This window comes from Stenotrophomonas sp. YJH_SMC_43 (assembly GCF_059372535.1).
The window spans coordinates 804,648-830,379 of sequence record NZ_JCAFVQ010000001.1 but is presented as its reverse complement, the minus strand read 5'-3'; the positions used below and the strand labels follow the sequence as shown (position 1 = coordinate 830,379).

At 67.6% G+C, this 25,732-nt stretch carries 18 protein-coding genes; 9 read left to right on the top strand and 9 right to left on the bottom strand.

The annotated features are described in order from the left end of the window. Positions 1–204: 204 nt before the first annotated feature. Entirely contained in the window at positions 205–2,886 is a 2,682-nt protein-coding gene (locus AC5QAH_RS03920; RefSeq protein WP_495232104.1) for a TonB-dependent receptor, read from the top strand. A 107-nt stretch (positions 2,887–2,993) separates the two neighbouring features. Here AC5QAH_RS03920 and betT read toward each other — a convergent pair whose 3' ends face one another. Both betT and AC5QAH_RS03910 read right to left on the bottom strand, forming a co-directional pair. Next, positions 2,994–4,973 carry a choline BCCT transporter BetT gene (gene betT, locus AC5QAH_RS03915; protein WP_134958429.1) on the bottom strand — a complete coding sequence of 660 codons (1,980 nt, stop codon included), beginning with the start codon at positions 4,971–4,973 and terminating at the stop codon, positions 2,994–2,996. A gap of 193 nt (positions 4,974–5,166) precedes the next feature. Then, on the bottom strand, positions 5,167–5,547 hold the full coding sequence (locus AC5QAH_RS03910) for a VOC family protein (protein WP_010485179.1): 381 nt from the start codon (positions 5,545–5,547) through the stop codon (positions 5,167–5,169). Between the two features lie 150 nt (positions 5,548–5,697). On the opposite strand from AC5QAH_RS03910, the gene AC5QAH_RS03905 reads away from it, so the two are divergent. The 3 genes from AC5QAH_RS03905 to AC5QAH_RS03895 all read left to right on the top strand — a co-directional run bounded on the left by AC5QAH_RS03905 (position 5,698) and on the right by AC5QAH_RS03895 (position 10,175). Beyond that, a complete protein-coding gene (locus AC5QAH_RS03905; RefSeq protein WP_495232103.1) occupies positions 5,698–6,216 on the top strand; it encodes a sigma-70 family RNA polymerase sigma factor in 519 nt (172 codons plus the stop codon). Next, on the top strand, positions 6,213–7,157 hold the full coding sequence (locus tag AC5QAH_RS03900) for a FecR family protein (RefSeq protein ID WP_495232102.1): 945 nt from the start codon (positions 6,213–6,215) through the stop codon (positions 7,155–7,157). Before AC5QAH_RS03905 ends, AC5QAH_RS03900 begins: the two co-directional genes overlap by 4 nt. Before the next feature lie 69 nt (positions 7,158–7,226). Continuing rightward, the gene (locus AC5QAH_RS03895) at positions 7,227–10,175 is read left to right on the top strand and encodes a TonB-dependent receptor (protein ID WP_495232101.1); all 2,949 of its coding nucleotides are present in this window, start codon (positions 7,227–7,229) and stop codon (positions 10,173–10,175) included. Between the two features lie 170 nt (positions 10,176–10,345). Here the strand turns inward: AC5QAH_RS03895 and AC5QAH_RS03890 are convergent, their stop codons facing one another. After that, positions 10,346–10,669, bottom strand: a complete 324-nt coding sequence (locus tag AC5QAH_RS03890) for a DMT family transporter (RefSeq protein WP_012480533.1) — start codon at positions 10,667–10,669, stop codon at positions 10,346–10,348. Next, positions 10,669–11,022: an SMR family transporter gene (locus AC5QAH_RS03885; RefSeq protein WP_019659945.1), complete on the bottom strand. Its 354-nt coding sequence runs from the start codon at positions 11,020–11,022 to the stop codon at positions 10,669–10,671. The genes AC5QAH_RS03890 and AC5QAH_RS03885 overlap by 1 nt, the downstream gene beginning before the upstream one ends. Positions 11,023–11,182: 160 nt before the next feature. Here AC5QAH_RS03885 and AC5QAH_RS03880 point away from each other — a divergent pair, with 160 nt between their 5' ends. Beyond that, positions 11,183–12,034: a LysR family transcriptional regulator gene (locus AC5QAH_RS03880; protein ID WP_235651829.1), complete on the top strand. Its 852-nt coding sequence runs from the start codon at positions 11,183–11,185 to the stop codon at positions 12,032–12,034. Positions 12,035–12,041: 7 nt separating this feature from the next. On the opposite strand, the gene AC5QAH_RS03875 is transcribed toward AC5QAH_RS03880, so the two are convergent. Continuing rightward, on the bottom strand, positions 12,042–12,962 hold the full coding sequence (locus tag AC5QAH_RS03875) for a M14 family metallopeptidase (RefSeq protein ID WP_057503797.1): 921 nt from the start codon (positions 12,960–12,962) through the stop codon (positions 12,042–12,044). A 131-nt stretch (positions 12,963–13,093) separates the two neighbouring features. Between AC5QAH_RS03875 and AC5QAH_RS03870 the strand changes: the two genes are divergently transcribed. The 3 genes from AC5QAH_RS03870 to AC5QAH_RS03860 all read left to right on the top strand — a co-directional run bounded on the left by AC5QAH_RS03870 (position 13,094) and on the right by AC5QAH_RS03860 (position 17,819). Beyond that, positions 13,094–15,175 (top strand): TonB-dependent receptor family protein, encoded by a 2,082-nt coding sequence (locus AC5QAH_RS03870; protein WP_495232100.1) that lies wholly within the window; start codon positions 13,094–13,096, stop codon positions 15,173–15,175. Between the two features lie 62 nt (positions 15,176–15,237). Beyond that, the gene (locus AC5QAH_RS03865; RefSeq protein ID WP_483724646.1) at positions 15,238–17,010 is read left to right on the top strand and encodes a chloride channel protein; all 1,773 of its coding nucleotides are present in this window, start codon (positions 15,238–15,240) and stop codon (positions 17,008–17,010) included. Between the two features lie 92 nt (positions 17,011–17,102). Continuing rightward, a complete protein-coding gene (locus AC5QAH_RS03860) occupies positions 17,103–17,819 on the top strand; it encodes an MgtC/SapB family protein (protein ID WP_197597875.1) in 717 nt (238 codons plus the stop codon). Between the two features lie 15 nt (positions 17,820–17,834). Here AC5QAH_RS03860 and AC5QAH_RS03855 read toward each other — a convergent pair whose 3' ends face one another. After that, positions 17,835–18,242, bottom strand: a complete 408-nt coding sequence (locus AC5QAH_RS03855) for a MerR family transcriptional regulator (RefSeq protein WP_418081404.1) — start codon at positions 18,240–18,242, stop codon at positions 17,835–17,837. Between the two features lie 63 nt (positions 18,243–18,305). Between AC5QAH_RS03855 and AC5QAH_RS03850 the strand changes: the two genes are divergently transcribed. After that, positions 18,306–19,133, top strand: a complete 828-nt coding sequence (locus tag AC5QAH_RS03850) for a class I SAM-dependent methyltransferase (RefSeq protein ID WP_029550798.1) — start codon at positions 18,306–18,308, stop codon at positions 19,131–19,133. An 85-nt stretch (positions 19,134–19,218) separates the two neighbouring features. Here the strand turns inward: AC5QAH_RS03850 and AC5QAH_RS03845 are convergent, their stop codons facing one another. The 3 genes from AC5QAH_RS03845 to AC5QAH_RS03835 all read right to left on the bottom strand — a co-directional run bounded on the left by AC5QAH_RS03845 (position 19,219) and on the right by AC5QAH_RS03835 (position 25,715). Beyond that, positions 19,219–19,509, bottom strand: coding sequence for a DUF6959 family protein (locus AC5QAH_RS03845; protein WP_014037513.1), 291 nt, complete (start codon positions 19,507–19,509; stop codon positions 19,219–19,221). A gap of 121 nt (positions 19,510–19,630) precedes the next feature. Then, positions 19,631–20,467, bottom strand: coding sequence for an OmpA family protein (locus AC5QAH_RS03840; protein WP_010485152.1), 837 nt, complete (start codon positions 20,465–20,467; stop codon positions 19,631–19,633). A 61-nt stretch (positions 20,468–20,528) separates the two neighbouring features. Beyond that, positions 20,529–25,715, bottom strand: a complete 5,187-nt coding sequence (locus tag AC5QAH_RS03835; RefSeq protein WP_495232099.1) for an ESPR-type extended signal peptide-containing protein — start codon at positions 25,713–25,715, stop codon at positions 20,529–20,531. Positions 25,716–25,732: the final 17 nt, after the last annotated feature.

The following is a 25,732-nucleotide window of genomic DNA, read 5'->3' as shown; positions in this document are numbered from 1 at the left end:
GAGCCGAGCCATGCTCGGCTGCTTTCCGGCCAGTGTGTGGAGCCGAGCGTAGGCTCGGCTCTACAGGGGCGTGCGGACCAACGGTCCGCACCCACCAAAGATCGGTCCGCACCCACCGAAGCACAGACCGCGCCGCCGAGAGCGCTTACTTTCGTTAAGAACCTGTGATGTATAACTGAATGCGCTTTCGTCATTGGAAGGTGCATGTACCTGCATGCGGTACTGACGGCTCCTCCCCCGTTCGGCGTTGTCGCTTCCATGTACCGCACCACCCTGAACCTGCTTGCTGGCGCCATTGCGCTGGGCCTCACCGGCGGCGCTGCCGGCGCCGCTGAATCCGCCGACACCGGCAAGGACAGCACCACCCTCGGCACCGTGCTGGTGACCGGTTCCAACATCAAGCGCAGCGATACCGCCGGGCCCAACCCGGTGCAGATCGTCAGCCGCGAACAGATCGAGCAGACCGGCCGCTCCACCCTCACCGACGTGCTGCGCAACCTGTCGGCCAATGCCGGCAACAGCTTCGACGAGCAGTACACCGGTAGCTTCGCCGCCGGCTCGGCCTCGATCGGCCTGCGTGGCCTGTCGCCGAAGAACACACTGGTGCTGGTCAACGGCTACCGCGTGTCCAACTTCGGCTTCGCGCTCAATACCCAGGACACCTTCGTCGACCTCAACGCGCTGCCGATCAGCGCGGTGGAACGCATCGAAGTGCTGAAGGACGGCGCCTCGGCGGTGTATGGCTCCGACGCCATCGCCGGTGTCATCAACATCATCCTGCGCAAGAACTTCCAGGGCGTGGAAGTGGGCGGCGGCTTCGGTACCGCCACCCAGGCCGGCCTGGACGAACGCAAGGCCAACCTGCTGGCCGGCTTCGGCGACCTGGAGCAGCAGGGCTGGAACGTGCTGTTCGGGCTGGACCTGCTCAAGCGTGATCGCCTCGACGCCGACCAGCGCGCCTATACCCGCAGCGGCGATTTCCGCGACAAGCCCGGCGGACGCCTGGCCGGCTGGTCCACCGCCGGTGGCAATTGGCTGTCCAACCCGCGCGCGCCGCAACCGTTCGCCAACTGCCCGGATGGCAGTCAGCTGCGTCCCTACAGCGATTTCGGCAGCACCCTGCCCGGCCAGGCCTGCGCCTTCAACGCGCAGCCGTTCAAGACCCTGCAGCCCGGCGCCGAGCGCCTGCAGGCGTCGTTGAGTGCGACCTACCGCTTCAATGACAGTGTCGAAGCGTTCGCCGACGTGCTGTACAGCCACAACAAGGCCGACCAGATCTTCAGTGCGCCGCTGACCGTTGGCCCGGGCCTGCGTGCCTACAACCCGGCTACCGGCACGCTCATCGACGTGCCGGCGGTGCTGCCGGTCGGCCATCCCAACAACCCGGGCAGTACGCCACTGCCGTTCGAGTACACCTTCTTCGATCTCGGCCCGCGCCTGAAGGACAACACGCAGGTGTTCTACCGTGCCCTGGCGGGCGTGCGCGGCAGCGGCGAACGCTGGGACTGGGAAGTGGCGGCACTGACCTCGCAGAGTGCACAGCGCGAGTACGTCGACAACTTCGTCAATCGCTATGCGTTCGAGCAGATCCTGCGCGAGGGCAGCTACAACTTCCTCAACCCGTCCAGCACGCCGGGCGCGCTGGATGCACTGCGCCTGCAGACCAAGCGTCCGGGTTGGTACAAGCTGCACGCGTTGAACGTGAAGGCCTCCACCTCGCTGTGGGAGATGCCCGCCGGTACGGTCGGCTTTGCCTGGGGTGCGGAGTTCCGCAAGGAATCGCTGGACGCGCGCACCAGTGCGCAGGTGCTGTCGGGCACCGAACTGCGTCCGGCCATCAACGTGGTCAATGGCGAGCGCCAGGTCAGCGCCGCCTATGCCGAACTGAGCGTGCCGCTGCACCGCACGTTGGAGCTGCAGGTGGCCGGTCGCGGCGATCACTACGATGACTTCGGCAAGGCGTTCTCGCCGAAGGTGGCGCTGCGCTGGCAGCCGCTGGACAGCCTGCTGCTGCGCGGCTCGTTCTCGCGCGGCTTCCGGGCACCCTCGCTGCCGGAGATCGCGCCGGGCCAGACCGTCAGCTACGGCTCGGTGATCGATCCGCTGGATCCGCTGCAACCGGGCGGCAGCCGTGGCGTGACCAACATCCGCACCGGCAACCCGGATCTGAAGGCGGAGCGCTCGCGCAACTTCAACGTGGGTGCAGTGTGGTCGCCGGATGGTGATACCAGCATCGGCCTGGACTGGTACCGCATCGAGCAGGACAACCTGGTCAAGCCGGACAGCGCGCAGTTCATCGTCGACAACCCGACGCTGTTCCCCGGTCGCGTGCAACGTGATGCGCAGGGACGCATCCAGTTCATCACCAACCAGTACGCCAACCAGGGCGAACTGACCACCTCGGGCCTGGACCTGGACGCCAACCGCACCTTCCGCACCGTGGGCTGGGGCAACTTCACCGTGGCCGGCAGCTGGACCCACCTGCTCAGCTTCAAGCAGCCGCTGGTGGCTGGGCAGGCACCGTATGACGGCGCCGGCAACAACCGCCACGGCGCGCTGCCGCGTACCCGCGGCACCACCTCGTTGAACTGGGCGGTGGGCGACTGGAGCAGTACGCTGAGCCTGCAGTACGTGAGTGGCTACGACCAGCGTGTGGCGACGGCAACCAGCAACCCGGGCCTGCGCGACCGCATCAAGCCGTATCACCAGCTGGACCTGTACGTAGCGTACGAAGGTATTCCCAACACCACGCTGTCGCTGTCGGTGCTGAACCTGACCGACAAGGACCCGCCGTTCGACCCCGCCGGTGGCTCCAACGGTTTCGACATCAGCCAGTACAACCTGCGCGGACAGTTCGTCTCGCTGGGCGCTCGTTACAGGTTCTGATTGCCACTGTAGAGCCGAGCCATGCTCGGCTGCTCTTCGGACACCGAGGAGCCGAGCGCGGGCTCGGCTCTACAGGGGGTGCGGACCAACGGTCCGCACCCACCGCATCACCGGCTCAGGTGCAGGAACTGCAGGTGCCGTTCGTACTGGCTGATGATGTCGTTGATGATCTGCTTGCGGCTGTAGCCCACCAGGTCGTAGTCCTGGCTGCCTTCGAACAGGTGCACCTCGGCGCGGTAGTAGCGCTGGTTGCGCAGCTGCTGTGCGGCGAACGACGGGGTCAGGTAACCGCTCAGGATCACCCGGTACAGGAAGTCCTGCTGCTCGCCATGGTTGACCGTCAACTCCATGTCGCCCGCCTCGAAGCGCGTGGCCACGTCCCAGCCCTGCCCGCGCAGCTGCTCGGCCACCGCTTCCATCGCCGGCTTCACCGTGTCATCCATGAAGCGGTAGACCTGGTCGCGCACCGGGAAATGCATCGCCTGGCTCAGGCGCTGGCGCCAGCCCTGGTGGTGGCGATCGTCGCCGATCAGCGGCGATGGCCGGTACTGCAGCGCGCGCTTGCGGTGCGATTCGTCACTGAAGGCGCGGGTCAGCCCCCACATCATCAACAACAGGATCGCCGAGAACGGCAACGACGCCAGCACCACCGCCGATTTCAGTGCGTCGATACTGCCGGCCAGCAACAGGCCCGCGGTCAGCACCGCGATCACCGTGCCCCAGAACACCCGCAGCCAACGCGGACCATCATCCTCGGGTGCGCCGCCATGCGAGGACAGCGTGGACAACACCACCGCCCCCGAGTCGGCCGAGGTCACGAAGAAGATGAAGCTGACCAGCACTGTCACCGTGATCACCGCGCGGCTCCAGGGGTAGCCGTCCAGCAGCGCATACAGCACGGTCGGTGGATCATCCACCGCCAGCTGCGCCAACTGTTGCTGGCCGTGGTGCAGCACCTGGTCCAGCGCGCTGTTGCCGAAGATCGACAGCCAGGCCAGGGTGAAGCCCAGCGGAATCAGCAACACGCCGAACACGAATTCGCGGATGGTGCGGCCGCGCGAGATGCGCGCGATGAACAGCCCGACAAAGGGCGCCCAGCCGATCCACCAGGCCCAGTAGAACACCGTCCAGCCGCCCAGCCATTCCGGTCGGCCGCCGTAGGCATACACATCGAAACTCTTGCCGACCACGCTGCCGAGGTAGTCGCCCAGGTTCTGCATCAAGGTGCTGAACAGGTACTGCGTCGGCCCGGCAAACAGCATGAACAGCACCAGCGCGATCGCCAGCAGCATGTTGATGTTGGCCATCCAGCGCACGCCTTTCTCCACGCCGGAGACGGCCACGGCCACCGCCGCGCCCATCATCGCCACCACCAGGATGATCTGCACCAGGTTGGAATGCGGGATGTTGAACAGGTGCGCCAGCCCGGCATTGAGGTGCAGCACGCCGAAGCCCATGTCGGCGCCGATGCCGAACACGGTGGCGACGATGCCCAGCGCGTCCACGGTGTAACCGATCGGGCCGTTGATGCGCTTGCCGATCAGCGGGTACAGCGCCGAGCGCAGTGCCAGCGGCAGGTTGTGGCGGTAGGCGAAGTAGGCCATCGCCATCGCCGCCAGCGCGAACACACCCCAGCCATGCAGTCCCCAATGCAGGAACAGCAGCTGCATGGCCTGGCGCGCGCCGGCCTCGCCCGCCGCCGGATCGCCCTGCGGCGGCTGCAGGTAGTGGGTCAGCGGCTCGGAAACGCAGAAGAAGAACAGGGTGATGCTGATGCCTGCAGCGAACAGCATGCCGGCCCAGGAGAGGTAACTGAACTCCGGTTCGTCATGGTCGGCACCGAGCTTGATGCCACCGTACTTGGACAGCGCCACGCCGACCACGAACACCAGGTACAGGGTCATGGCCAGCAGGTAGTACCAGCCGACGTTGAGTGCGGCCCAGTCCTGCGCCTTCAGCAGCAGGCGGCCTGCGCCCAGCGGGAACAGGCTGACGAACAGCGCGAACGCCACGACAACGATCGCCGCGAAGGCGAACACAGGCCGAAGGGTGCGCACCGGGGATTGTTGCGGCTCCAGTACATCCATGGGGCGGCGTTCTCCGGTAGATCAAAGGGTTAGCCGACCGATTGTGGCTGAACCGCAGTGGACAGAGCATGAAGTTGTGGCCAGCGGTCACAGGCCCGATCCACCATTACGTGTTATCACGCGCGCGCCGGCAGACGCCTGCGAGCACAGCCGCGCGCACTGCCTGCGACGCGGCCACGCGCGTACTGTCCAATTACGACATCACATGCACCGCGCACAGCTTGTTGCCATCCGGGTCGCGCAGGTAGGCCAGGAACAGCTGGCGCCCGGCCATGCTGCGGATGCCGGCCGGGTCTTCGATGGCGGTGCCGCCATGGGCCACGCCGGCGTCCTGCCAGCCACGCACGGCCTCAGCACTGTCGAGGGTGAAGCCGATGGTGCCGCCGTTGGCGTGGCATGCCGGCTGACCGTCGATCGGCGCGGTGACGATGAACATACGGCCATCCTTGAAATACACCAGACGGCCCTTGTCATCGAAGACGCCCGGACGTGCGCCCAACGCACCGAACAGTGCATCGTAAAAGCGATGCGCGGCGTCCATGTCGTTCGTTCCAACGGTGATGTGGCTGAACATGCGGGCACTCCCTGTGGAAAACCGCAGTGTCGGCGAGCACGTCGGGCATCGCAAATCCGGCGACCTCCCCCGCTGCGCCCCGCGCAACGTTTGTCGCGCGCCGCTCGATCACCCTATAATGGGAATCATTCTCATTAATGATCAATACCGATGGCCGTGCCCGCCGCCTCCAGCACTGCGCTGGCGGGGTTCTACCGTGAACACCATGGCTGGCTGCTCGGCTGGTTGCGCCGCCGCACGCACAACGCCGACTGCGCCGCCGACCTGACCCAGGACACCTTCCTGCGCCTGCTCAGCCGTCGTGTCGATCCATCAGAACTGCGCTTGCCGCGCGCCTATCTCAGCACCATCGCGCACGCCCTGCTGGTCAACCACTGGCAGCGCGCGGACCTGGAACGCGCCTACCTGACCGCGCTGGCCGCCCAACCGGAGCCGGTGCATCCCTCGGCAGAGGAGCGCACCCAGGCATTGCAGTTGCTGCATGCCATCGCCGACATGCTGTCCGGCCTCGCCGAGCGGCCACGGCGCGCGTTCCTGCTGGCGCGGCTGTCCGGCGTTGGCTATGCACAGATCGGCGTGCAGCTGGGCGTGTCCGAGCGCATGGTGAAGAAGTACATGGCGCAGGCGATGCTGCATTGCCTGCGCCTGTCCGGCGACGCGGCGGCATGAGCGCGGCATTGGCCGGCCCGGCGCTGGAACAGGCTGCCGAATGGTTCGCGCTGCGCCAACAGGGCTGGAGCGACGGCGACCAGCAACGCTGGCACGCCTGGCTGCAGGCCGATGCTGATCACGCCGACGCCTGGCGACGGGTCGAGGCGGTCTGGCAATCGTTCGCCCCGCTGTCGGCTCCGGCAGCTGCAACGGCACTTGATGCTGCGCGCCTTCGCCGGCGGCGGGCGCTGCGCGGCATCGGTGGCGCCCTCGGCATCGGCGCGGTCTCCCTGCTCGGCCTGCATGGGCTTCAGGCGCAGCGCCGCCTGCAGACGCACCGCACCGCTGCCGGGCGTACCGGTCATTGGACGTTGGCCGATGGCAGCCAGTTGTGGCTCAACGCCGGCAGCGAAGTGACCGTCGACATCGGCAACGGCCACCGCGCCCTGCATCTGCTGCGCGGCGAACTGCTGCTGCAGACCAGCCACCACCCTGCATTCGTCGGCCTGCCCCTGACCGTGCATGTGCCCGGGGCGCGCCTGCAGCCGATCGGCACCCGCTTCGCGGTCGGCCGCGAAGCGCAGGACGGCCGGTTGGACGTGTTCGAGGGTGTGGTGCGGTGCCTGCCGATGTTCGGTGCGGCGCTGGATGTTCCTGCGGGAAGTGCGCTGCAGATCGGACCGATGGGGGGACTCACAGCGGTCGCTGCCGATCCTCTGCGCGGCGACTGGCAGGACGGACGCCTGCAGGTGCAGGACACGCCGTTGATCCGGGTGATCGACGAACTGGCCCGTCACCATCAGGGCTATCTGGGCTGTGATCCGGCACTGTCCGCATTGAATGTCACCGCGGTATTGCCGCGCCTGGACAGCCTGCAGGCCCTGAAATTGCTGGCGCGCGCCCTGCCGATCCACATCGAGCAGCGTTGGCCGTGGTGGACCGTTGTGCGTCCGCGTTGAAATCGCGGTTCCCTTTCTGCGCGCTCGGCGGGCACTACAAGGGAACCCATTGCGGATGTTGCCGCCCCCATGAAACGACCCTGCCCTTCCCCTCGCCCGCTTGCCATCGCGCTGTGCCTGGCCCTGGCCACGCCGTGCCTGTTGCCGGCGGCCGCCCACGCACAGGATGCCGCCGCTGCCGTTCGCTGGCAGATCCCGGCCGGACCGCTCGACCAGGCCTTGACCACGTTCGGCCAGCAGTCCGGCCTGTCCATCGCCACCGATGCGCGCCTGACCCGCGGCCGCCACAGCAGCGGCGTGCAGGCCTCGCTCAACACCGAGGCCGCGCTGGCGCAGCTGCTGGCCGGCACCGGCCTGTCGTTCCAGCGTGATGCCAGCGGCGTTGTGCTGCAGGCCGCCCCCGCCACCGATGCTGGTGTGCGCCAGATCGGCACCCTGCGCGTAGCCGGCCAGGCCAGCGAAGGTGCTTCGCCGTGGGGCTTGGCCGATGCCGATGCCGTATACCGCGACAGCGGCTCGCGCGTGCATCTGGACCACCAGCAGCTGGAACGCTTCCGCGGCCAGTCGATCGGCGATGTGCTGGCCGGCGCAGTCGGCGTGCACACCGGAGACGTACGCAATGGTGGTGCGCTGGACGTGAACATCCGCGGCCTGCAGGGCCAGAACCGGGTGCCGGTGATCATCGACGGCGGCCAGCAGGCCATCGACGTGTACCGCGGCTATGCCGGTGTGCAGCAGCGCAGCTACCTCGACCCGGACCTGATCAGCGCGATCAGCATCGAGAAGGGGCCGAGCCTGGCCGCCAACGCCGCCAGCGCGATCGGCGGCGTGATCTACATGGAGACGCTGAACGTCGATGACATCCTCGACGAGGGCGAGGCCTGGGGACTGCGCGTGCGCGGTGGCGTGGCCGACAACAGCATCGACCGCACCCGTACCTTCAAGCAGATCGCGCGCGGCGGCGACAACCGCAACAGCCTGCGTGACCCGCGCGACTGGAACGGCAGCGTGGCCTTCGCCCAGCGCGGCGAGGACTGGCAGCTGGTGGCCGCTTACGCGCGTCGCCGCCAGGGCAACTACTTCGCCGGCAGCAACGGCGCGCACCGCTACGACGACCAGCACCTGTCCAGCGGCGGTACCGGCATGTCCAGCCAGGCGGTCTCGGACATGTACCACTCGGGTGATGAAGTGCTGAACACGCACACCGAAAACGAATCGGCGCTGCTGAAATTCACCTGGACGCCCAACCCCGACCAGCGGCTTGAGCTGAGCCACCGCTACTTCAACTCCAGCTTCGGCGAGATCATGCCCTCGGCGATCGGCCGTGTCGGTGAGTCCAACGAATGGGTGACCTACGTGGACAAGGCCAACACCATGTTCCAGTTCGAGCCCGGGAAAATGCGGCTCAACGCCACCTCGCTGCGCCACCGCTACCGGCCCGAGGCACACCCGTGGCTGGACCTGAGCAGCACGCTGTGGTTCACCACCGCCACCAGCCGCATGTTCAACAGCAACATCGCCAACACGCCGCTGTTCAAGGACGTACCCAACGACCAGATGCCGGACACGCTGGGGGAAACCTATGGCCCGGGCCTGCAGTCGGACGTGAAGACCCGGCGCTGGGGCGTGGACAGCAGCAACACCACCCGCTTCAGCAACAGCCTGGGCGACTGGACGCTGCGCTACGGCGCTGCGTTCCAGCATGAGGACACCGCACCGAACTCGCCCGTGCTGCCGGTGGACTACAACAACAACCGCTACCTGCGCTCCGGCACGCGGCGCGAAGCCAGCGTTGTCGCCTCGCTGCAATGGCAGCCGTGGGACTGGCTGTCGCTGACCGCAGGCGGCCGCTTCATCGACTACCGCACCCGCGACCGCAATCGCGTGGCCTTCGTCAGCGAATCGCGCGACCTGCGCTATACCTTCGCGCGCCTGAGCAAGGGGGGCCAGCTGCTGCCGGGCTGGTACAAGGAGTGGTACCCGGATGCACAGGGCAACTACACGTATGACTCGCTGCGCGCTACGCCCTACGGCGGCAGCACGCTGGGCCAGAGCTACGACTTCGATGGCTTCATTCCCGACCCGCGCGGCGCCAACGGTTTCTACACCAGGCAGATTCCCACCGCATGGGGCTACAAGCCGGCGATCCGCCGTTCCGGCCACGGCTTCGCGCCGTACGCAGAGGCCCGCTTCAACCTCGATCAGGACATGTTCTTCTACGTGAAGTACGCGCAGGGCTGGAAGATGCCCAGTCTGTTCGAATCGACGCTGGGCAACAGCACCTCGGCACCGGTGGCCGACCTGAAGCCGGAGAAGAACCGTTCCTGGGACATCGGCTTCAGCCTGCTCAAGCAGGACCTGTGGCGCGATGGCGACCGCCTGGCGTTCAAGGTGGCCTGGTTCAAGAACGATATCGACAACGCGATCACCCGTCGCTTCGACTCCAGCAACTGGGCGTTCTATGTCGACAACGTGGACAACTACACGGTATCCGGCTACGAGCTGCAGTCCGGCTATGACGCCGGCATCGCCTACCTGGACCTGTCGGCCAGCTACTACCAGCGCGCGCGCACCTGCGACGCGGCCACCGCCAAGCGCCTGCGCGAAGACCCCTATGCGAAGTGGAGCAAGCTGGACACCACGCCGGATTGCGTGGATGGCGGCTTCGGTACCTCGTTTGTCAACGCACAGAATCCGCCGAAGTACTCGATCCACAGCACGCTGGGCTTCCGCCTGTTCGACAAGCGGCTGGATACCGGCATCCGCCGCACCTACAACAGCGGCCCCACCCACGAACTGGACAAGCCCTGGAATACCACCGGCTCGACCGGGTTGCAGAACATCTACCTGCCCACCGCGATCTACGACTTCTATGCGCGCTGGCAGTTCACCCCGAAGGCCGAGGTGGAACTGGTGGTCAGCAACCTGCGCAACACCTACTACATGGACACGCTGGCGATGAGCCTGATGCCCGGCCCGGGGCGCACCACGCGGTTGAACTTCACCGCACGCTTCTGAGTTCGTCAGAAACGGCAACGCCCCGGGGAGATCATCCCCGGGGCGCTTGCACGTGGCGGCTCACGCTCTGGCAGGTGCCAAGCCGGGTTGGCACAGCAACTCAGCACGGGTAGGTGCCAACCAGCAACTCAGCACGGGTAGGTGCCAACCTTGGTTGGCACAGCAACGCGTTACTTCGCGGTGCTGAGCAGCAGCACCGCAACAGTGACCAGCGCGATGCCGATCCAACCGATCGGGCGCAGGCGGTTGCCGAACAACAGGCGACCACAGGTGGCGGTACCGATCACGCCGATCGCACCCCACATCGCATACGCAGTGGCCAGGTCCATGTAGCGCACTGCCTGGCCCAGGAGGGCGAAGGCGATCCAGACCATGACGATCGCGCCGACACCCCAGCGCCAGCGGCGGAAGCCTTCCGACTTGGCCACCATCATGTTGGCGGCGACGTCGATCAAGGCAGAACAGATCACGAAAAACAGGGCCAGGGTATTCATCAGTGCGCCTCCCCGAGGGTGACACAGACGATGCCTACCACCGCCAGCACCAGACCGGCCAGCTGCTGCAGCGACAGGCTCTCGCCGAACACGGTGAGGCCGACCACGGTCAGCAGGGTCAGGCCCAGGCCTTCCCACACCGCATAGGCGACACCGACGGCGATGCGGCGGACCGACAGGGCCAGGAAGTAATAGGACAGCGCCAACGCGCCGGCCATGATCAGGTAGCCGGTCCAGCCGCCGTCGCGGGCGGCATGGGCCATGAACGAGGTGCCGACCACTTCGGCAACGATCGCCACGGTCAGGCAGGCCCAGGCGACCAGCGCGCCACGGGCGGGAACAGTACGGGACATGTGAAACTCCTTGCGGGACGGGGAGCGCGCCGCCTTTTCAATAGATCCACGCGGTGCGTGGAGGGTCCGGAGCACCCCGCAGACAGGGGCGACGGCTGGCAGTATCATCGCCTTTTACGGTGGTATCAAAATGGATTCCATCGACAGGAGCGATGGATCAATGCCCTATTCCCCTGAATCCCTGCAGGCCTTCGTGGAAGCCGCGGCGCTGGGCTCGTTCTCGGCGGCGGCGCGCCGCCTGCGCAAGACCCAATCGACGGTCAGCACCGCCATCGCCCACCTGGAGGCAGACCTCGGCGTCAGCCTGTTCGACCGCAGCGGACGCTACCCGCAGTTGACCGAAGCCGGGCGCCAGGTGCTCGGCCATGCCCAGGAAATTCTCGCCGCCGATACCCGCCTGCAGCAGTTGAGCGTGCGGCTGGCCGCCCCGGTCGAAGCGCGGCTGACCGTGGTGTTCTCCGACGTCTATCAGCTCGATCCGGAGCAGCGCGTGTTGCAGCGCTTTGCCGAAGCGTTCCCCGAGATCGAACTGGAATGGCTGGATGCCGAAGGCGAAGACGTGCTGGAACTGGTGGGTAGTGGTCGCGCCGCGCTGGGCCTGCTGCCGCGCCAGGAAAGCTATCCGGATGGTCTGGTGGCACGGCCGTTGGCCCATCACAGCGAGCTGTCGGTGTATGTGGCGCACGACCATCCGCTGGCCGACGCCGGCCGTCGCGCGGCCGCCCAGCTGGCACGGCACCGGCAGGTGCGCCTGAGCGCGGAGGTCGACCATGCGCGGGCGGTTACCGGGCTGGCGTGGACCGCCACCGACTACCTGATGGTGATGGAGATGGCCGAGGACGGCATCGGCTGGGCCGAGCTGCCACGCGCGCTGGTACAGCGCTACGACCGCGGGCAGCTGGTGGAACTGACTCTGCCCGGCTGGCCACGACGCATCCACAGCGACCTGCTGTGGCGCCGCGACACGCCGCCGGGGCCAGCGGCGCTGTGGTGGGCCGACGCGTTGGGGTGAACCGAAATCAACGATGGGCGAGCGCGTAATCCAGCGACGCGCACACCGCTGCCACCTGGGCGTCGTTGCACTGCTGCGGGGTCGCCCGCGGGCTGTCCGGGTAGACCTCGGTGGTGGTGGTGTAGGTCGCACCGGTGATGCCGGCACACAGGCCCAGCTTCACCAGCGGGTACTCGATCACGCCGTGAGCGACCACCGGCGAACCGATGATCTCGCCCTTGTCGTCGGCCGGCGCGATGTGGGTGACCTTCTCCACCTCGGCAATCACCGCCTGCTGGAAGGCCGGTTGTGGGTTCTCGCTGTCGTCCACCAGATAGAAGCCATCCGGAATCAGGCCCGGCTCGAACGGCTTGCCGTCACGCGCGGCCAACGCCGGGCGGAACTCACTCTCGTCGCTGTCGGTAGTCTCGTGCAGGTCGATGTGCAGCACGAACTGGTCCTTGATCGGTGCGATCAGCTCGATCAGCGCGGTCGACTCGCGGGCCGGGCCATCGGCGCGGAAATTGCGGTTCGGGTCGATCGCATCGAAGTTCCAGCGGTTGATGCGCTCGAAGCCCCACGGATTCACGCACGGTGCCACCAGCAGATTGGCCTTGCCGGCGTAGTCGGCGGCGTGCCTTTCGAGGAATTCCAGCGCGCCCATCACGCCGCTGGTCTCATAACCGTGCACGCCACCGGTAACCAGGGCAGCCGGCAGCGCCGGGTTCCAATCGCGGCTGCGCAGGGCGAACAGAGTGTAGGTCTCGCCAGCGTAGTCGAGCTGGCCATAGGCCACCTTGTCGAAGCGCGAAGCCAGCGCCTCGATGCGGGGCAGCACCTCCTCGTCATAGCGACGCAGGCGCTGCTGGCGGCCACGCCACGCCTCCCGTTCCGCCGCTCCCCACGGCTGGCCAGGGGTTCCGACGGGGTAGAAGGCGGCTTGGGACATGGCAGATCTCAGCGAGTCAGGAAGCAATCGCCCACTCTACCACCGGGGGAACAGCGTGAACCGGCGGCGCATTCCATTGGCGAATGGAATCAGCAATAATTCTCATTTACCGCCTTCCACAGCTCGCACCGATGCCCATCCCTGCCCTGCAACCGGCCCGCCTGCCGCTGGCCGCCGCCCTTGCCCTGTGCCTGCTCCCGGCCACCACCGCCTTCGCCCAGGATGGCGCCACCACGCTGGACAGCATCCAGGTCTCCGGCAGCTGGCTGGGCACCGGCCTGCATGACAGCGTGAAGCGCTTCGCGGGCGCGCGCACCGTGGTTGACCGCCAGCGCATCGAGGCCAGCGGCGCGGCCAGCCTCGGCGATGCCATGCGCCGTATTCCGGGTGTGCAGGTCACCGACAACTCCGGCACCGCTGGCAGTTCGGTGTCGCTGAACATCGGCGTGCGCGGCCTCACCGGGCGCTACTCGCCGCGCTCGACCGTCCTGTTGGACGGCGTGCCGCTGGCGGTGGCGCCGTATGGCCAGCCACAGCTGTCGTTCGCGCCGACCAGCCTGTCCAACATCGAGTCGATCGACGTGGTGCGCGGCGGCGGCGCGGTGCGCTACGGGCCGCAGAACGTCGGTGGCATCATCAACTTCAGCACCCGCGCCATTCCCACCGAGGCCGGCCTGCACGGCGAAGCCGGCGTCCGCTACACCGCCTACGACCATGGCGGCGGTGACAGCACCCAGTACAACGCCTTCCTTGGCGGTACCGGCGACAACGATCTGGGCGCCGCCCTGCTGTACTCCGGCCAGGATGGTCGCGGCTGGCGCCAGGGCAGCGATGACCGCTTCAACGATCTCGCGCTGAAGTTCGCCTACGCCATCGACGAACAGCAGGAGCTGCGTGCCAAGCTGTCCTACTACGACGTACGCTCGCTGACGCCGGGCGGCCTGACCCGTGCGCAGTACGAGGCCGATCCGTTCCAGAACACCCGGCCGACCGATTTCTGGAAGGGCCACCGCACCGGCATCGACCTGGGCTACACCAACACGCTGTCGGCCAACAGCGAGTTCGAGGTGCTGGCCTATTACAACGAGAGCACCCGTGCCAGCTCGCTGATCAACGCCGCCAACACCCAGCTGACCGTGCAGCCGCGCGACTACCGCGTGCTCGGCATCGAGCCGCGCTATACCCAGCGCCTGCACTGGGGCAGCGCGGTGCATGACATCACCGCCGGCTACCGCTTCCTGCGCGAGCGCGGCAACGACCGCAGCTACACCGTCGCCCGCCGCACCGGCGCGGCCAGTGCCACCACCCGCTTCGACAACGCCACCGACGCGCACGCCTTCTACATCGACGACCGCATTGCGATCGGCCAGTGGCGGATCACGCCCGGCGTGCGCATGGAATGGATCGACATGGACCGCCGCCAGGCCGGAGGCACGGCGACCTTCAGCAGCCGCAACGACAAGGCCCTGCCCTCGATCAACATCGCCTACCTGCTGACTCCGCAGCTGACCGTGTTCGGCAACTACACCACCTCGTTCGGACCGGTACAGAACATCCAGCTCAATTCGCAGACCGCCAGCAATCCGCTGAACCCGGAAGTGGCCAAGACCACCGAGCTGGGCGCACGCTGGCAGGATGGGGCACTGCGCGCGGAAGTGACCGTGTTCAAGATGCGCTTCGACAACCAGATCCTGCAGGTGCCGGGCATCACCCCGCCCACCTTCCAGAACATTGGTGCCACCGACCACAAGGGTGTGGAGAGCGCACTGGAGTACCACTTCGCCGAGGACGGCGCGCTGGCCGGGCTGGAGCTGTACGCCAACTACACCTGGACCAAGGCGATCCAGCAGTCCGGCGACAACCGTGGCCTGGACGTGCCGTTCTACTCGCGCGACACCGACAGCATCGGCGCCCGCTACGCGCTGGCCGGCTGGACCTTCAACGTCTCCAGCACCCACCAGAGCGGCCAGTTCTCCGACGCCGCCAACACCTGGGCCGAGAGCGCTGACGCGCGCGTGGGACGCGTGCCGGGCGTACGCCTGTGGAATGCCCAGGTGGCCTGGCAGGTGCCGGGGCTGGGTGACAGCGAGATCGCACTGGGCGTGAACAACCTGGCCGACAAGCGCTGGTACACCCGCAATGTCGATGGCAACGCCGGCCGCATGGTGGCCGCGCCGCGCACCTTCTACGTACAGGGCCGCTACCGCTTCTGAGCCGGTAGCCGCCCGATGCGGTGACGGTGGCGCTCACGGTGGCGGCGTATCATGCCGCCACCATGTCTTCGCCCGTTTCGCCATCGCGCCTGCATCTGGCCTTCCAGGGCCTGCGCCTGCGCCTGCGTGGCAGCGACCTGTGGTTCATCGCGCTGGCGCTGCTGGTTGGCCTGATCGCCGGCTACCTGACCCTGCTGCAGTCGGGCATCGCGCGCTGGCTGCAGGGCACGTTGTATGGGCTGGACGACGGTATGCGCCTGAGCTCCCTGCCCTCGCTGACCTGGACCGCGCTACTGGTGCTGCCACTGGGCGGGCTGCTGGTCGGCCTGGTCAGCCTGGCGGCGACGCGACTGAAACGGCCACTGCTCGATGCGGTGGAAGCCAATGCGCTGCACGGCGGCCGCATGTCGATGCGCGACAACCTGATCGTGCTGACCCAGACCCTGCTGTCCAACGGCTGCGGCGCGTCGGTCGGCCTTGAGGCTTCGTATACGCAGATGGGCGCGGGCAGCGGCTCGCAACTGGGCAGGGTGATGCGCCTGCGTCGCAACGACGTGCGCATCCTGGTCGGTGCCGGTGCCGCCGGTGCCATCGCCGCTGCGTTTGGTGCGCCGCTGGCCGGTGCGTTCTACGCCTTCGAGATCGTCATCGGCGCCTACACCCCCGCTGCGCTGGCACCGGTGGCCGTCGCAGCGCTGGCCGGCGCGTTCGTGGCCGACCAGGCCGGCATCGAAGCCTATCTACTGCCAGCGGCCTCGACCATCGACGTGCGCGCCGCCGACTACGCGATCTACGGCCTGCTCGGCTGCTGCTGCGCGATGGTCGGCATCGCCATCATGCGCCTGATCGCCTCGATCGAAGGCACGGTCAAGCGCAGTCCCCTGCCCGCGTGGGGACGACCGGTGGTGGGTGGACTGCTGCTGATTCCCCTGGCCCTGGCCAGCCCGCAGGTGCTGTCGTCCGGCCACGGCGCGCTGCATCTGGACCTGACCACCCACCTGCCGCTGATCTGGATCGGCGGCCTGCTGACCCTGAAGTGCCTGGCCTCGGGCATCTCGCTGGGCTTCGGTTTCCGCGGTGGCCTGTTCTTCGCCTCGCTGTTCATGGGCACCCTGGTCGGCGCGCTGTTCGCCGGGCTGCTGGGCATGGCCACCGGCGTTCCGGTGGTCGACGCCACGTCCGCCGCGCTGGCCGGCATGGCTGCACTGGCCGCCGCCGTGGTCGGCGCGCCGATGACCATGGCCATGCTGGTGCTGGAAGGCACCCACGACTTCCTGCTGACCAGCGTGGTGATGAGCGCGGTGCTGGTGTCCAGCACGCTGGTACGGCAGTGGTTCGGCTATTCGTTCTCGACCTGGCGCATGCACCTGCGCGGCGAGACCATCAAGAGCGCCCGCGACGTGGGCTGGGTGCAGAACCTCAACGCCGGCCGGCTGATGCGCAAGGGCGTGGCCACCACTCCGGCCGATCTCGATGCCGCCGCGTTCCGCCAGCGCTTCCCGCTGGGCTCGGGCAGCCGGGTGATCCTGATCGACAGCGAGGGCCACTACGCCGGCATCGTGCAGATTCCGCGTGTCTACGGCGACGGCGTGAAGCCGGAAACCATGATCGGCGAACTGGCCGAGAACCGTGACGTCTCGCTGGCACCGTCCTCCGACGTGGTCAGCGTGATGCAGCGCTTCGACCAGACCCAGGCCGACGAGCTGGCGGTGGTGGCTGCCGACGGCCAGGTATTGGGCGTCGTCTCCGAAGCCTTCGTGCGCAAGCGCTACGCCGAAGAACTGGACAAGCGCCAGCGCGAGCTGATGGGCGAGCGCGTCGACGACACCGACTGATCCCGAAAAAGGGGATTAAGTCGTTTGTGGCCCATCCGGGTATCCACGCATGGCATGGATCTACCGTCACATGACCGGGGTAGACTCCGGCCATGCGCTTTATTGAGACCTTCCAGGCCGGTCCCTTCGCCGACACCGTGGTCAGCCTGCTGGCCGCTTTCGTACTGGGCACGCTGATCGGCGCCGAACGCCAGTACCGGCAGCGCACCGCCGGCCTTCGCACCAACGTGCTGGTGGCCGTCGGCGCCGCTGCCTTCGTCGACCTGGGCATGCGCATCGCCGGCAGCGCCGAGGCGGTGCGGGTGATCTCCTACGTGGTCTCCGGCGTCGGCTTCCTCGGCGCCGGCGTAATCATGAAGGAAGGCATGAACGTGCGCGGCCTGAACACCGCCGCCACCCTGTGGTGCTCTGCGGCGGTGGGCAGCTGCACCGGCGCGGACATGCTGGCCGAAGGCGTGCTGCTGACCGTGCTGATCATCGCCGGAAACACCCTGCTGCGGCCGCTGGTGAATGCGATCAACCGCATTCCGATCAATGAGACCGCCACCGAGGCGACCTACGAAGTGCGCCTGAGCGTGGATGCCGAAGCCGTGCCGCGCGTGCGCGAGCGGTTGGTCGATGCGCTGGAAGCAGCGCAGTATCCGGTCGGTGATGTGCAGCTGGTCGAGCACGCCGACGCACCCACCGACGTGATCGCGGTGCTGGTCAGCACGGCCGTCAGTGCCGATGAGCTGGACGTGGTGCTGGCGCGGATGGAGCACGTGCCGGGCGTTCTGCATGCCACCTGGGAAGTCAGCACCCGCGATTGAGCCGGTTCCGGCAACTCACCCACTCGCCATGCGCTGCTGCGCCCGCAGCAGCTTGCGGAATGAACCGCACTGCCGCGCATCCTGCGCTTCCGGGCAGGCCGCCGCGCGCTGCAGGTGCCGGCGCACCCGCTGCAGCTGGGTGATCTGCCTCTGCAGCACATCAGCCTGCGCCAGCAGCGCCTCACGATCCAGGGAGATACATCCACGCTGCGGCGGCAGCGATGCCCCGATCTGCTGCAGTGACATCCCGGCCGCCTGGCCGAGACCGATCAGCGCCAGCCGTTCCAGCACCTGTTCGTCATACTGCCGGCGCAGGCCACGGCGCCCAATTGCCTGCAGCAGCCCCAGTTGTTCGTAGTAGCGCAGGGTCGAGGCCGGCACGCCACTGCGCTTGACCACCTCGCCGATATCCAGTTCACGCATGGGCTTGACCTCAAGTCGTCTTCAAGCAGCAACCTATGGGCCACTTCCCGACAAGGCAAGACCATGGCCAGCCCATCCCCCGTTGATCAGAACACCCTCTGGAACGGCCCCGGCGGCCAGATCTGGGTCGCCCAGCAGGCCATCCTCGATGGCCTGTTCCAGCCGATGGCCGACCTGCTGGTCGCCGAGTTGCCAGAAACCGTCACGCAACTGCTCGACATCGGATGCGGCACGGGCGCAAGCCTGCTTGCCGCCGGTGCGGCACGCCCGGCCGCCCACTGCACCGGCCTGGATATCTCCGCACCGATGCTGGCAATGGCGCGCGAACGGGCAGAAACGGCGGGGCTGGACGCTGACTTCATTCTTGCCGACGCGCAACGGCACCCTCTGCCTTCCGCGCACTTCGACTGGATCCAGTCGCGGTTGGGGGTGATGTTCTTCGAGGATACCGGTGCGGCCTTCGCCAACCTGCACCGCGCCACGCGGCCCGGTGCCGGCCTGCGTTTCATTGCCTGGCGCAGCGCTGACGAGAATCCATTCATGACCACGGCCGAGCGCGCGGTCGGCGATGCGCTTGAGCTTCCGCCGCGCGTACCCGGTGCCCCGGGACAGTTCGCCTTCGCAGATGGCCAACGCGTGCAGCGCCTGTTGCAGGCTGCCGGCTGGAAGGATGTGGAGGTGGTTGCGGTGGACCTTCCGTGTTCGATCGCACGCGATGAGCTGCCGACCTACGTCGGCCAGCTGGGCCCGGTGGGCCAGGCGCTGCGGGCGCTGCCCGAAGCGGAGGCCGCTGGGCTGCGCGACCAGGCGCTGGCAGCATTCACACCATTCATCGACGGCGATCGGGTCCGCGTGGATGCTGCCTGCTGGTTGATCCGCGCACGCGCATGACACAGAAAAGGGGACGGAGGGGATTAAGTCGTCCATGTCCCTGCCGTGCCGGGAACGACTTAATCCCCTCCGTCCCCTTTTTCTTCTACAGTGCCTCGCCGGCGTCGGCCAGGCGCGATTCGATCAGCGCATACCACTGCTGCAACACGTCGATGAGCATGTCCAGTTCGGCGTCGGTGCGCTGTGCGCGACCACTGCGCAGGCAGGCCTGGGCTTCCTGCAGCTGGGCAAGGAAGCCGGCCACGGTGTCTGCCTGCAGGATCAAGCCCGGCAGGCGCCGCCCGGGAATGCGCACCACCGCATGGTTGCCGAGCTGGCCGTACACACTCAATGTGGCTTCCGTCTTCATGGAAAGAGGCAGGAATTGGGCGTTCATCGCGTGCACCATGGAAAACCTGAGCCGCCGGCAGGCATGGTCAACGGGGGAGACGTAACCACGTCCTGCCGACGGTCAGGGGGGACTCGGGATACCGGGGCATGACCCCGGTGTGGGACTCTCAGCGCGGCTGGGCCATTCCAGCAATCTGCACACGCCGGTTCGGCGCCAGGCAGGCGATCAGCTCGCGACGGTTGCGCTGCTCGCACTGCACGATCGGCTCGGCTGCGCCCCGCCCTTCGGCGCTGATGCTGGCCGCAGGCACCCCACCCTGCACCAGCGCGCTGCGCACGGCCTCGGCACGTCGCTGCGACAGGGTCTGGTTGTAGCTGGCACTGCCGATACGGTCGGTGTACCCGGTCACCCGGATCGACTGCACCTGACTGGCCTCGCGCACCTGCGCCAGCACGCCCTGTACGGCCTGCTGACCTTCGGCACTGAGCACCGCGCTGTCGAACCCGAACAGCGCATCCGCCGACAACCGCAGCGGCTGCTCCGGCAACGGTGCCGGTGCTGGCGGCGCTGGCGGCCGCGGCGGTTCCAGCACCGCCGCGCACGATTCCGGCTTCCAGTAGCCCCCTTGGGCGATGCCCTTGCTGTCGAAGCGCACCTGGAACTGGCAGGTGAAATACTCCGCGCCCTGCGCGGTGCGGAAGTTGAACAGGTAGTTCCACTCGCGCACGCCCCACATGCCTTCGTTGAAGTGCGGCGTGCCCAGCAAGGTATACAGCTGGCGCTTGCTCATGCCCGGCGCGAAACGGCGCAGGTCGGCGACGTCGGGATAGATGCCTTCCTTCAACGAGGCCTTCGAAGCCTCCGGGAACTGCACGGCGGTGGTTTCGGCAGGACCCTCGGCGGCCGGCGCATGGCTGCGACAGGCGGCCAGCAGGCCCATTCCCAGGACCAGGCCCAGCACTGCGGCCATCTGGCCAGTGCGGGCGATGCGATGCTGTTTCATGTCATTCCCCCTATGGACGTTTCCGCGATGCCGGGCCGCGCGTGCGGCCCGGCGGCGGGGATCACCACTGGATGCCGGCACCGACGGCCACACCGGCCTCGCCACGGCTGTTGGTGGAGCCGCTGAACTTGTAGATCCAGCGCCCTCCCTCGGAGACACCGGAGATACCGACCGCCACGCCCGACTCGCCGTTGTAGCTGCCGGCAGCGACCGAGGCCATGCTGCGGCCCGCTTCGCTGGGCTGCGGCAGGGCTGCGGTGGCCATCGCCGAAGCGATACCGGCCGAGGCGCGGTTGTCGGTCTTGCGCAGGTCGCGCTCGAAGCCCCCCATGCGCTCGTCGGTGTAGGCCTTCGACCAGTCCAGGGTCTGCGCCATGCCCGACTTCAGCTGGTCCACGTTGACTGCGTCGGTACCGGCGGTGCCGGCGGCGACGTTGCGCACCGTGGTCGGGCCGCTGTTGGTGCTGCCCAGCGTGACACTGTTGTAGTTGGTCGCACCGTTCACCGTGGTGTCGTAGCGGATCGTGCCCTGCTGCGAGGCCTGCAGCTGGCGCACGTTGACCGCATCGGTGGCCTGCGAACCGTCAGCCACGTTGACGACCTGGCGTTCGGCGCCGCTGGCACCGACCGAGACCGTGTTGGCCCGGTTCGCCACCGAACCCGCCCCCAGCGCCACCGAGTTGTCGGCCTGCGCCTGCGAACCATTGCCCAGCGCGGTCGAGTTGGCACCGGCGGCGGTGGAGCCTGCACCACCGGCGGCCGAGTTGGCACCGCTGGCGGACGGATCGGCCAGGTTGTTGGTGTTGTTGGCGCGGAAGCTGCCGGCCACGTTGGTGATGTTCTGGATCTTCTGGTCGGTGTACTTCTTCGACTCATCGATGGCGTAGTTCACACCATTCTTCAGCTGGCCGACATTGGTTGCGTCGTAGGTGTCGGAGCCATCGGCAACGTGGGTGATCTTGCGCTCGCTGCCGGTGCTGCCGACCGAGACCTCACCGGCCGAGTTGCTGGCGCCGGTCTGGCCGTAGGCACCGGTGTAGCCGCTCTGCGCACCAACGCTGGCCACCGAACCGGCACCCAGGGCGACGCTGTTGCCTGCACTGGCGCTGGCACCGTTGCCGACCGCCACGCTGTTGGCACCGGCCGCACTGGCCTGCGGGCCGACAGCCACCGCTTCCGCGCCGGCAGCCGTTGCAGCCGCTGCGGTCGAGTTCACCGCCAGGTAGGCGCTGCCACCGCCGCCGTTGGTGATGCGCTGGTTGAGGACCTTCAGCGAGCCGTCCACCGCAGTGAAGGCGGCGGTGACGTTGTTGTAGTCGCCGCTGGTAAACGTGCCGTCGGTGGCGATGCTGGAGATGCTGAACTTCGGCGCGGTCCACACATTGGTGGTGCCGTTGTACGCGGTGGTGCCACCGAAGTAGTTGGCGATGGTGCTGTTGGTGTTGAACAGCTGGTCGCCGGTGATGGCATCGCTGCTGCCGGCCAGGATGCTGCCGGCGGCGACGTTGGTGATCTTCACCGCGCCGGTGCCGGTGCCCGTCAGCGTCACGCTGTTGAGCACGTTGCCGCTGCCGTCGACGTCGTACTTCACGGCCAGCTTGTCGATCTCGCCGGTCTGGTCGGCGACGTTGGCCAGCGAGTTGCTGACGGCATCGAAGGCGGTACCGACGTCGTTGTAGCTGCCCTTGGTGACGGTGCCGTTGGCGGCGACGTTGTTGATCGCGTAGGTCGGTGCGGTCAGCACACCGCTGGCATTGACCGCTGCACCACCTCCGAGGTGGGTGGCCACGGCCTGGTTGGCGGCAAACAGCTGGGCACCGTTGATGGCCTCGCTGCTGGTGGCACTGACCTGGCCCGGGCCGAGGTTGCGCAGCGTAGTGGCGGTGCCAGCCTGGCCCAGCGTGGCGCTGGCATAGTTGACGCTGCCGTCGCCGTTGAGGTCATAGCGCAGGGCGCCCTGCTCCGAGGCCTGCAGCTGGCCCAGGTTGACTGCATCGGTCGCTGCGGTACCGGCCGCCATGTTGGTGACCTGACGCTCGGCACCGGCGGCACCGATGGACACGCTGTTGGCACGATCGGCCAGGCTGCCGGCACCGACCGCGATGCTGTTGGCGGCGGTTGCGCGGGCGTTGGTGCCGACTGCGATCGAGTCGGCACCGCTGGCCAGGGCCTCGGTACCGGTCGAGTTCACCCGCAGGTACTTGGTGCCACCGTTACGGATGTCGGTGATCTGCGTGTTGAGGTTGACCAGCGAGCCATCGACCGCGGCGAAGGCATCGGTAGCGTTCTCATACAGGCCCTTGGCGATGGCGCCGCCGGTGGAGATGGTGCTGATCTCGAACAGGGGCGCAGTGAACGCGCCACTGGCAGGATCGAAGGCTGCGCGGCCGCCGAAGAAGCTGGCGATGGCAGCATTGGTCGCCGCCAGCTGGCCACCATTGACCGCTTCCAGGCTGCCGGCCGTGACCGCACCGCCAGCCAGGTTACCGATGGTGGTGGTGCCGGTGCCCGCGCCGAGCGTGACACGGCGATAGTTCGGGTTGCCGGCACCGTCCAGGTCATAGGTCACCGCAGCGGCCGCCACATCATCGATCAGGCTGATGGCCCCCTTCAGCTGGGCCACGTTGACCGCATCGGTATTGACACTACCCGCCGCGACGTTGGTGATCTGGCGCTCACCGCCACCGGCGGTACCCACCGACACTTCACCGGCAGAGACCTGCGGCGCAGTGAGGCCATAGGCGCTGTAGCTGGCCTGGGCACCGCGCAGCGCGGCCGAGCGGTAGCCCAGTGCGACCGAGTTGGCCTGGTTCGAGGTGGCCTCGGCACCGAGCAGGGTCTGCCCGTTGGCAGTACCCACCGCGCTGTCACCGACGATCACCGAGTGACCCATGCGTGCGGCGTAGTCCGCGGTCGGCACGCCGGTCGGGTTGCTCGGGTCATTGGTGCCTGCACCCGGGAAGGCCACGTTGGCATCGACCTTCGGCAGTTCGTGCCGCGCATTGGCACCGATCACCACTTCCTTCGAGCCGTTGGCGAAGGCGCCGTCGCCCATCAGCACCTGGTAGTCCTGCGCGGCGTTGACGGCCCAGCAGGAGATGTCGGCCAGGGCGATGTCCAGGCACTTGGCGGCCCAGGCCGGCGAATCCTTCGGCAGCAACAAGCCCAGCAGGCCGCCCGGATTGCCGTTGTTGATGTTGTAGATGTAGCTGTCGGAGGTGACGCCACCGATCAGGGTCAGGTGCGAGCTGCCGCCGGTGACGGCGCCGCCGAGGCCATTGAGGGTGCTGCCGACCGGCGACAGGTTGACCACCGGCAGTCCCAGCACATTGACCGTCGAGTAGGTCTGCATCACGTTGGCGTTGCTGAGCTTGAGGTTGCCGTTGCTCAGGTAGCCGTTGCCGCCGAACAGGCTGGTGGTGGTCGGGCCGATCAGCTGCCCGACATTACCGACCAGGCCGCCGGTGCCGATGATCAGGCCAGCGTTCGGGTCGGCCGGAGCCGGCGCCTTCGGGCTGGTCGGCGGGATCGCCGAGGGCTTGGTCAGGCCGAGGCCGCCGAGCGTGCCACCGACCAGGCCGCCTACGGCACTGCCGAGATTGCCGATGGTGCCGTTGAGGTTGCCATTGAGCAGGTTACCGACGGCGCCGCCGACATTGCCGAGTGTATCGCCCAGCAGGCCACCCAGGCCGCCGGTGCTGCCACCTGTTGCGCCGTTGAGTACACCGCTGACGGTGCTGCCTACTGCACCCACCGTATTGTTGAGCGTGCCGCCCACGGCACCGCCAACCGAACCGACCGTGCCGTTGAGTGCACTACCCACGGTGCCGCCGACTGCGCCAACCGTGCCAACCGCACCGTTGAGCGCGCCGCCGACGGTGCTGCCGACCGAAGCGACCGTCCCGTTGAGTGCACCACCCACGGCGCCGCCAACTGCACCGACCGTGCCAACCGCACCGTTGAGCGCACCACCGACGGTGCTGCCGACCGAACCGACCGTCCCGTTGAGTGCACCACCCACGGTGCCGCCAACTGCACCGACCGTGCCAACCGCACCGTTGAGCGCACCACCCACCGCGCTACCGACAGTTCCAACGGTGCCGTTGAGCGCACCGCCTACGGCTCCGCCAACGGCACCATTGAGCGTGCTGCCCACTGCGCCGCCTACCGTTCCAACCGTGCCGTGCAAGGCGCCGCCGACCGCATCAACCGTGTTGCCTACGGTGCCATCAAGCACGCCGCCCACGGCGCCACTTGCTGCGCCGACAACGCCGCCCACCAGGCCACCGACGCCCAGCGCGCTGTTCTGCGCTGCCACGGTGGCTTGGCCGGCCAGCTTCAGATTGCGGTCGGCCACGACCTCCTGGCCATCCGGCGCCTGCACGCGCACTTTGCCGGCAACACCGGTATCGAAGGCCGCGGTGATCGCACGATCATGAGTCTCGCCCGGCAGCTCCTCCTTGGCCGGCAGCGTGACCGCCGCCGTCGCCTTGACCTGCCCCTGGCCGTCGATCTGGTGGCCCGCCAGCTTCAGCTGCGAATCCACCTTGCCGTCAACGGACGCCTTGAGGCCGGACAGCGAGCCAGCCGGTGCGCCAGCAACAGCGGCGGCCGCCTTGGCACCGGTATCGATCGAGGCCACCTGGGTACCGGCGATGCCAACGCCGGCCTTCGCCTGGGCATCCGCAGCCACACCGAGCGGCGCATGCGCGGACGGCGCAACGTTGGCCGCCAGCGATGCATCAATCTTCGCCACATGGGACGCTGCATGACCCAGCCCGACATTGGCGCGGACATCGGCAGCCAGCGCAGGAACCGCGACCTGCTTCGGCGCAGCGTTCGCCGCCAGCTTCACCTGCACGGTGGCCGGCAGCACGTCGCGTACGATCGGCAGCGAGTTCGTACTCAGCTGCAGGCCGACACGCGCGTCAGCGCTGATCGCCGGACTGCTCTGCGCCTGGCGCGATGCGGCAGCCAGCGCCACTTCCGCGTCGACCTTGGCCGGCATCGGCTGCGCGTACTTCGCGGCCAGTGCCTGCAGGTCACGTAGAGACTGATTGGATTCGGACGCGCCTGCATGCCCGCTGGCCAGCGCGCACAGCAGGGCCAGGGCCAGTGCGGTCGGCATCAGCAGTGCACTGCGCGGATCGCGGGCGGCGCTGCCGCCGCTGTCGCCGGTGGCCAGTTCCGAGGCCACAACCAGAGCATTGAGCTGGCGGTTCCATACACGCCGGTAGATGCGGTTCATGAGCATTTCCCCCGTAG

What these genes read in the sequence shown, in the direction of transcription:
- AC5QAH_RS03920 (WP_495232104.1), top strand. Translation starts at nt 205, where the DNA reads ATGTACCTGCATGCGGTACTGACGGCTCCTCCCCCGTTCGGCGTTGTC.
- betT (WP_134958429.1), bottom strand. Translation starts at nt 4,973, where the DNA reads ATGGATGTACTGGAGCCGCAACAATCCCCGGTGCGCACCCTTCGGCCT.
- AC5QAH_RS03910 (WP_010485179.1), bottom strand. Translation starts at nt 5,547, where the DNA reads ATGTTCAGCCACATCACCGTTGGAACGAACGACATGGACGCCGCGCAT.
- AC5QAH_RS03905 (WP_495232103.1), top strand. Translation starts at nt 5,698, where the DNA reads ATGGCCGTGCCCGCCGCCTCCAGCACTGCGCTGGCGGGGTTCTACCGT.
- AC5QAH_RS03900 (WP_495232102.1), top strand. Translation starts at nt 6,213, where the DNA reads ATGAGCGCGGCATTGGCCGGCCCGGCGCTGGAACAGGCTGCCGAATGG.
- AC5QAH_RS03895 (WP_495232101.1), top strand. Translation starts at nt 7,227, where the DNA reads ATGAAACGACCCTGCCCTTCCCCTCGCCCGCTTGCCATCGCGCTGTGC.
- AC5QAH_RS03890 (WP_012480533.1), bottom strand. Translation starts at nt 10,669, where the DNA reads ATGAATACCCTGGCCCTGTTTTTCGTGATCTGTTCTGCCTTGATCGAC.
- AC5QAH_RS03885 (WP_019659945.1), bottom strand. Translation starts at nt 11,022, where the DNA reads ATGTCCCGTACTGTTCCCGCCCGTGGCGCGCTGGTCGCCTGGGCCTGC.
- AC5QAH_RS03880 (WP_235651829.1), top strand. Translation starts at nt 11,183, where the DNA reads ATGCCCTATTCCCCTGAATCCCTGCAGGCCTTCGTGGAAGCCGCGGCG.
- AC5QAH_RS03875 (WP_057503797.1), bottom strand. Translation starts at nt 12,962, where the DNA reads ATGTCCCAAGCCGCCTTCTACCCCGTCGGAACCCCTGGCCAGCCGTGG.
- AC5QAH_RS03870 (WP_495232100.1), top strand. Translation starts at nt 13,094, where the DNA reads ATGCCCATCCCTGCCCTGCAACCGGCCCGCCTGCCGCTGGCCGCCGCC.
- AC5QAH_RS03865 (WP_483724646.1), top strand. Translation starts at nt 15,238, where the DNA reads ATGTCTTCGCCCGTTTCGCCATCGCGCCTGCATCTGGCCTTCCAGGGC.
- AC5QAH_RS03860 (WP_197597875.1), top strand. Translation starts at nt 17,103, where the DNA reads ATGCGCTTTATTGAGACCTTCCAGGCCGGTCCCTTCGCCGACACCGTG.
- AC5QAH_RS03855 (WP_418081404.1), bottom strand. Translation starts at nt 18,242, where the DNA reads ATGCGTGAACTGGATATCGGCGAGGTGGTCAAGCGCAGTGGCGTGCCG.
- AC5QAH_RS03850 (WP_029550798.1), top strand. Translation starts at nt 18,306, where the DNA reads ATGGCCAGCCCATCCCCCGTTGATCAGAACACCCTCTGGAACGGCCCC.
- AC5QAH_RS03845 (WP_014037513.1), bottom strand. Translation starts at nt 19,509, where the DNA reads ATGAACGCCCAATTCCTGCCTCTTTCCATGAAGACGGAAGCCACATTG.
- AC5QAH_RS03840 (WP_010485152.1), bottom strand. Translation starts at nt 20,467, where the DNA reads ATGAAACAGCATCGCATCGCCCGCACTGGCCAGATGGCCGCAGTGCTG.
- AC5QAH_RS03835 (WP_495232099.1), bottom strand. Translation starts at nt 25,715, where the DNA reads ATGAACCGCATCTACCGGCGTGTATGGAACCGCCAGCTCAATGCTCTG.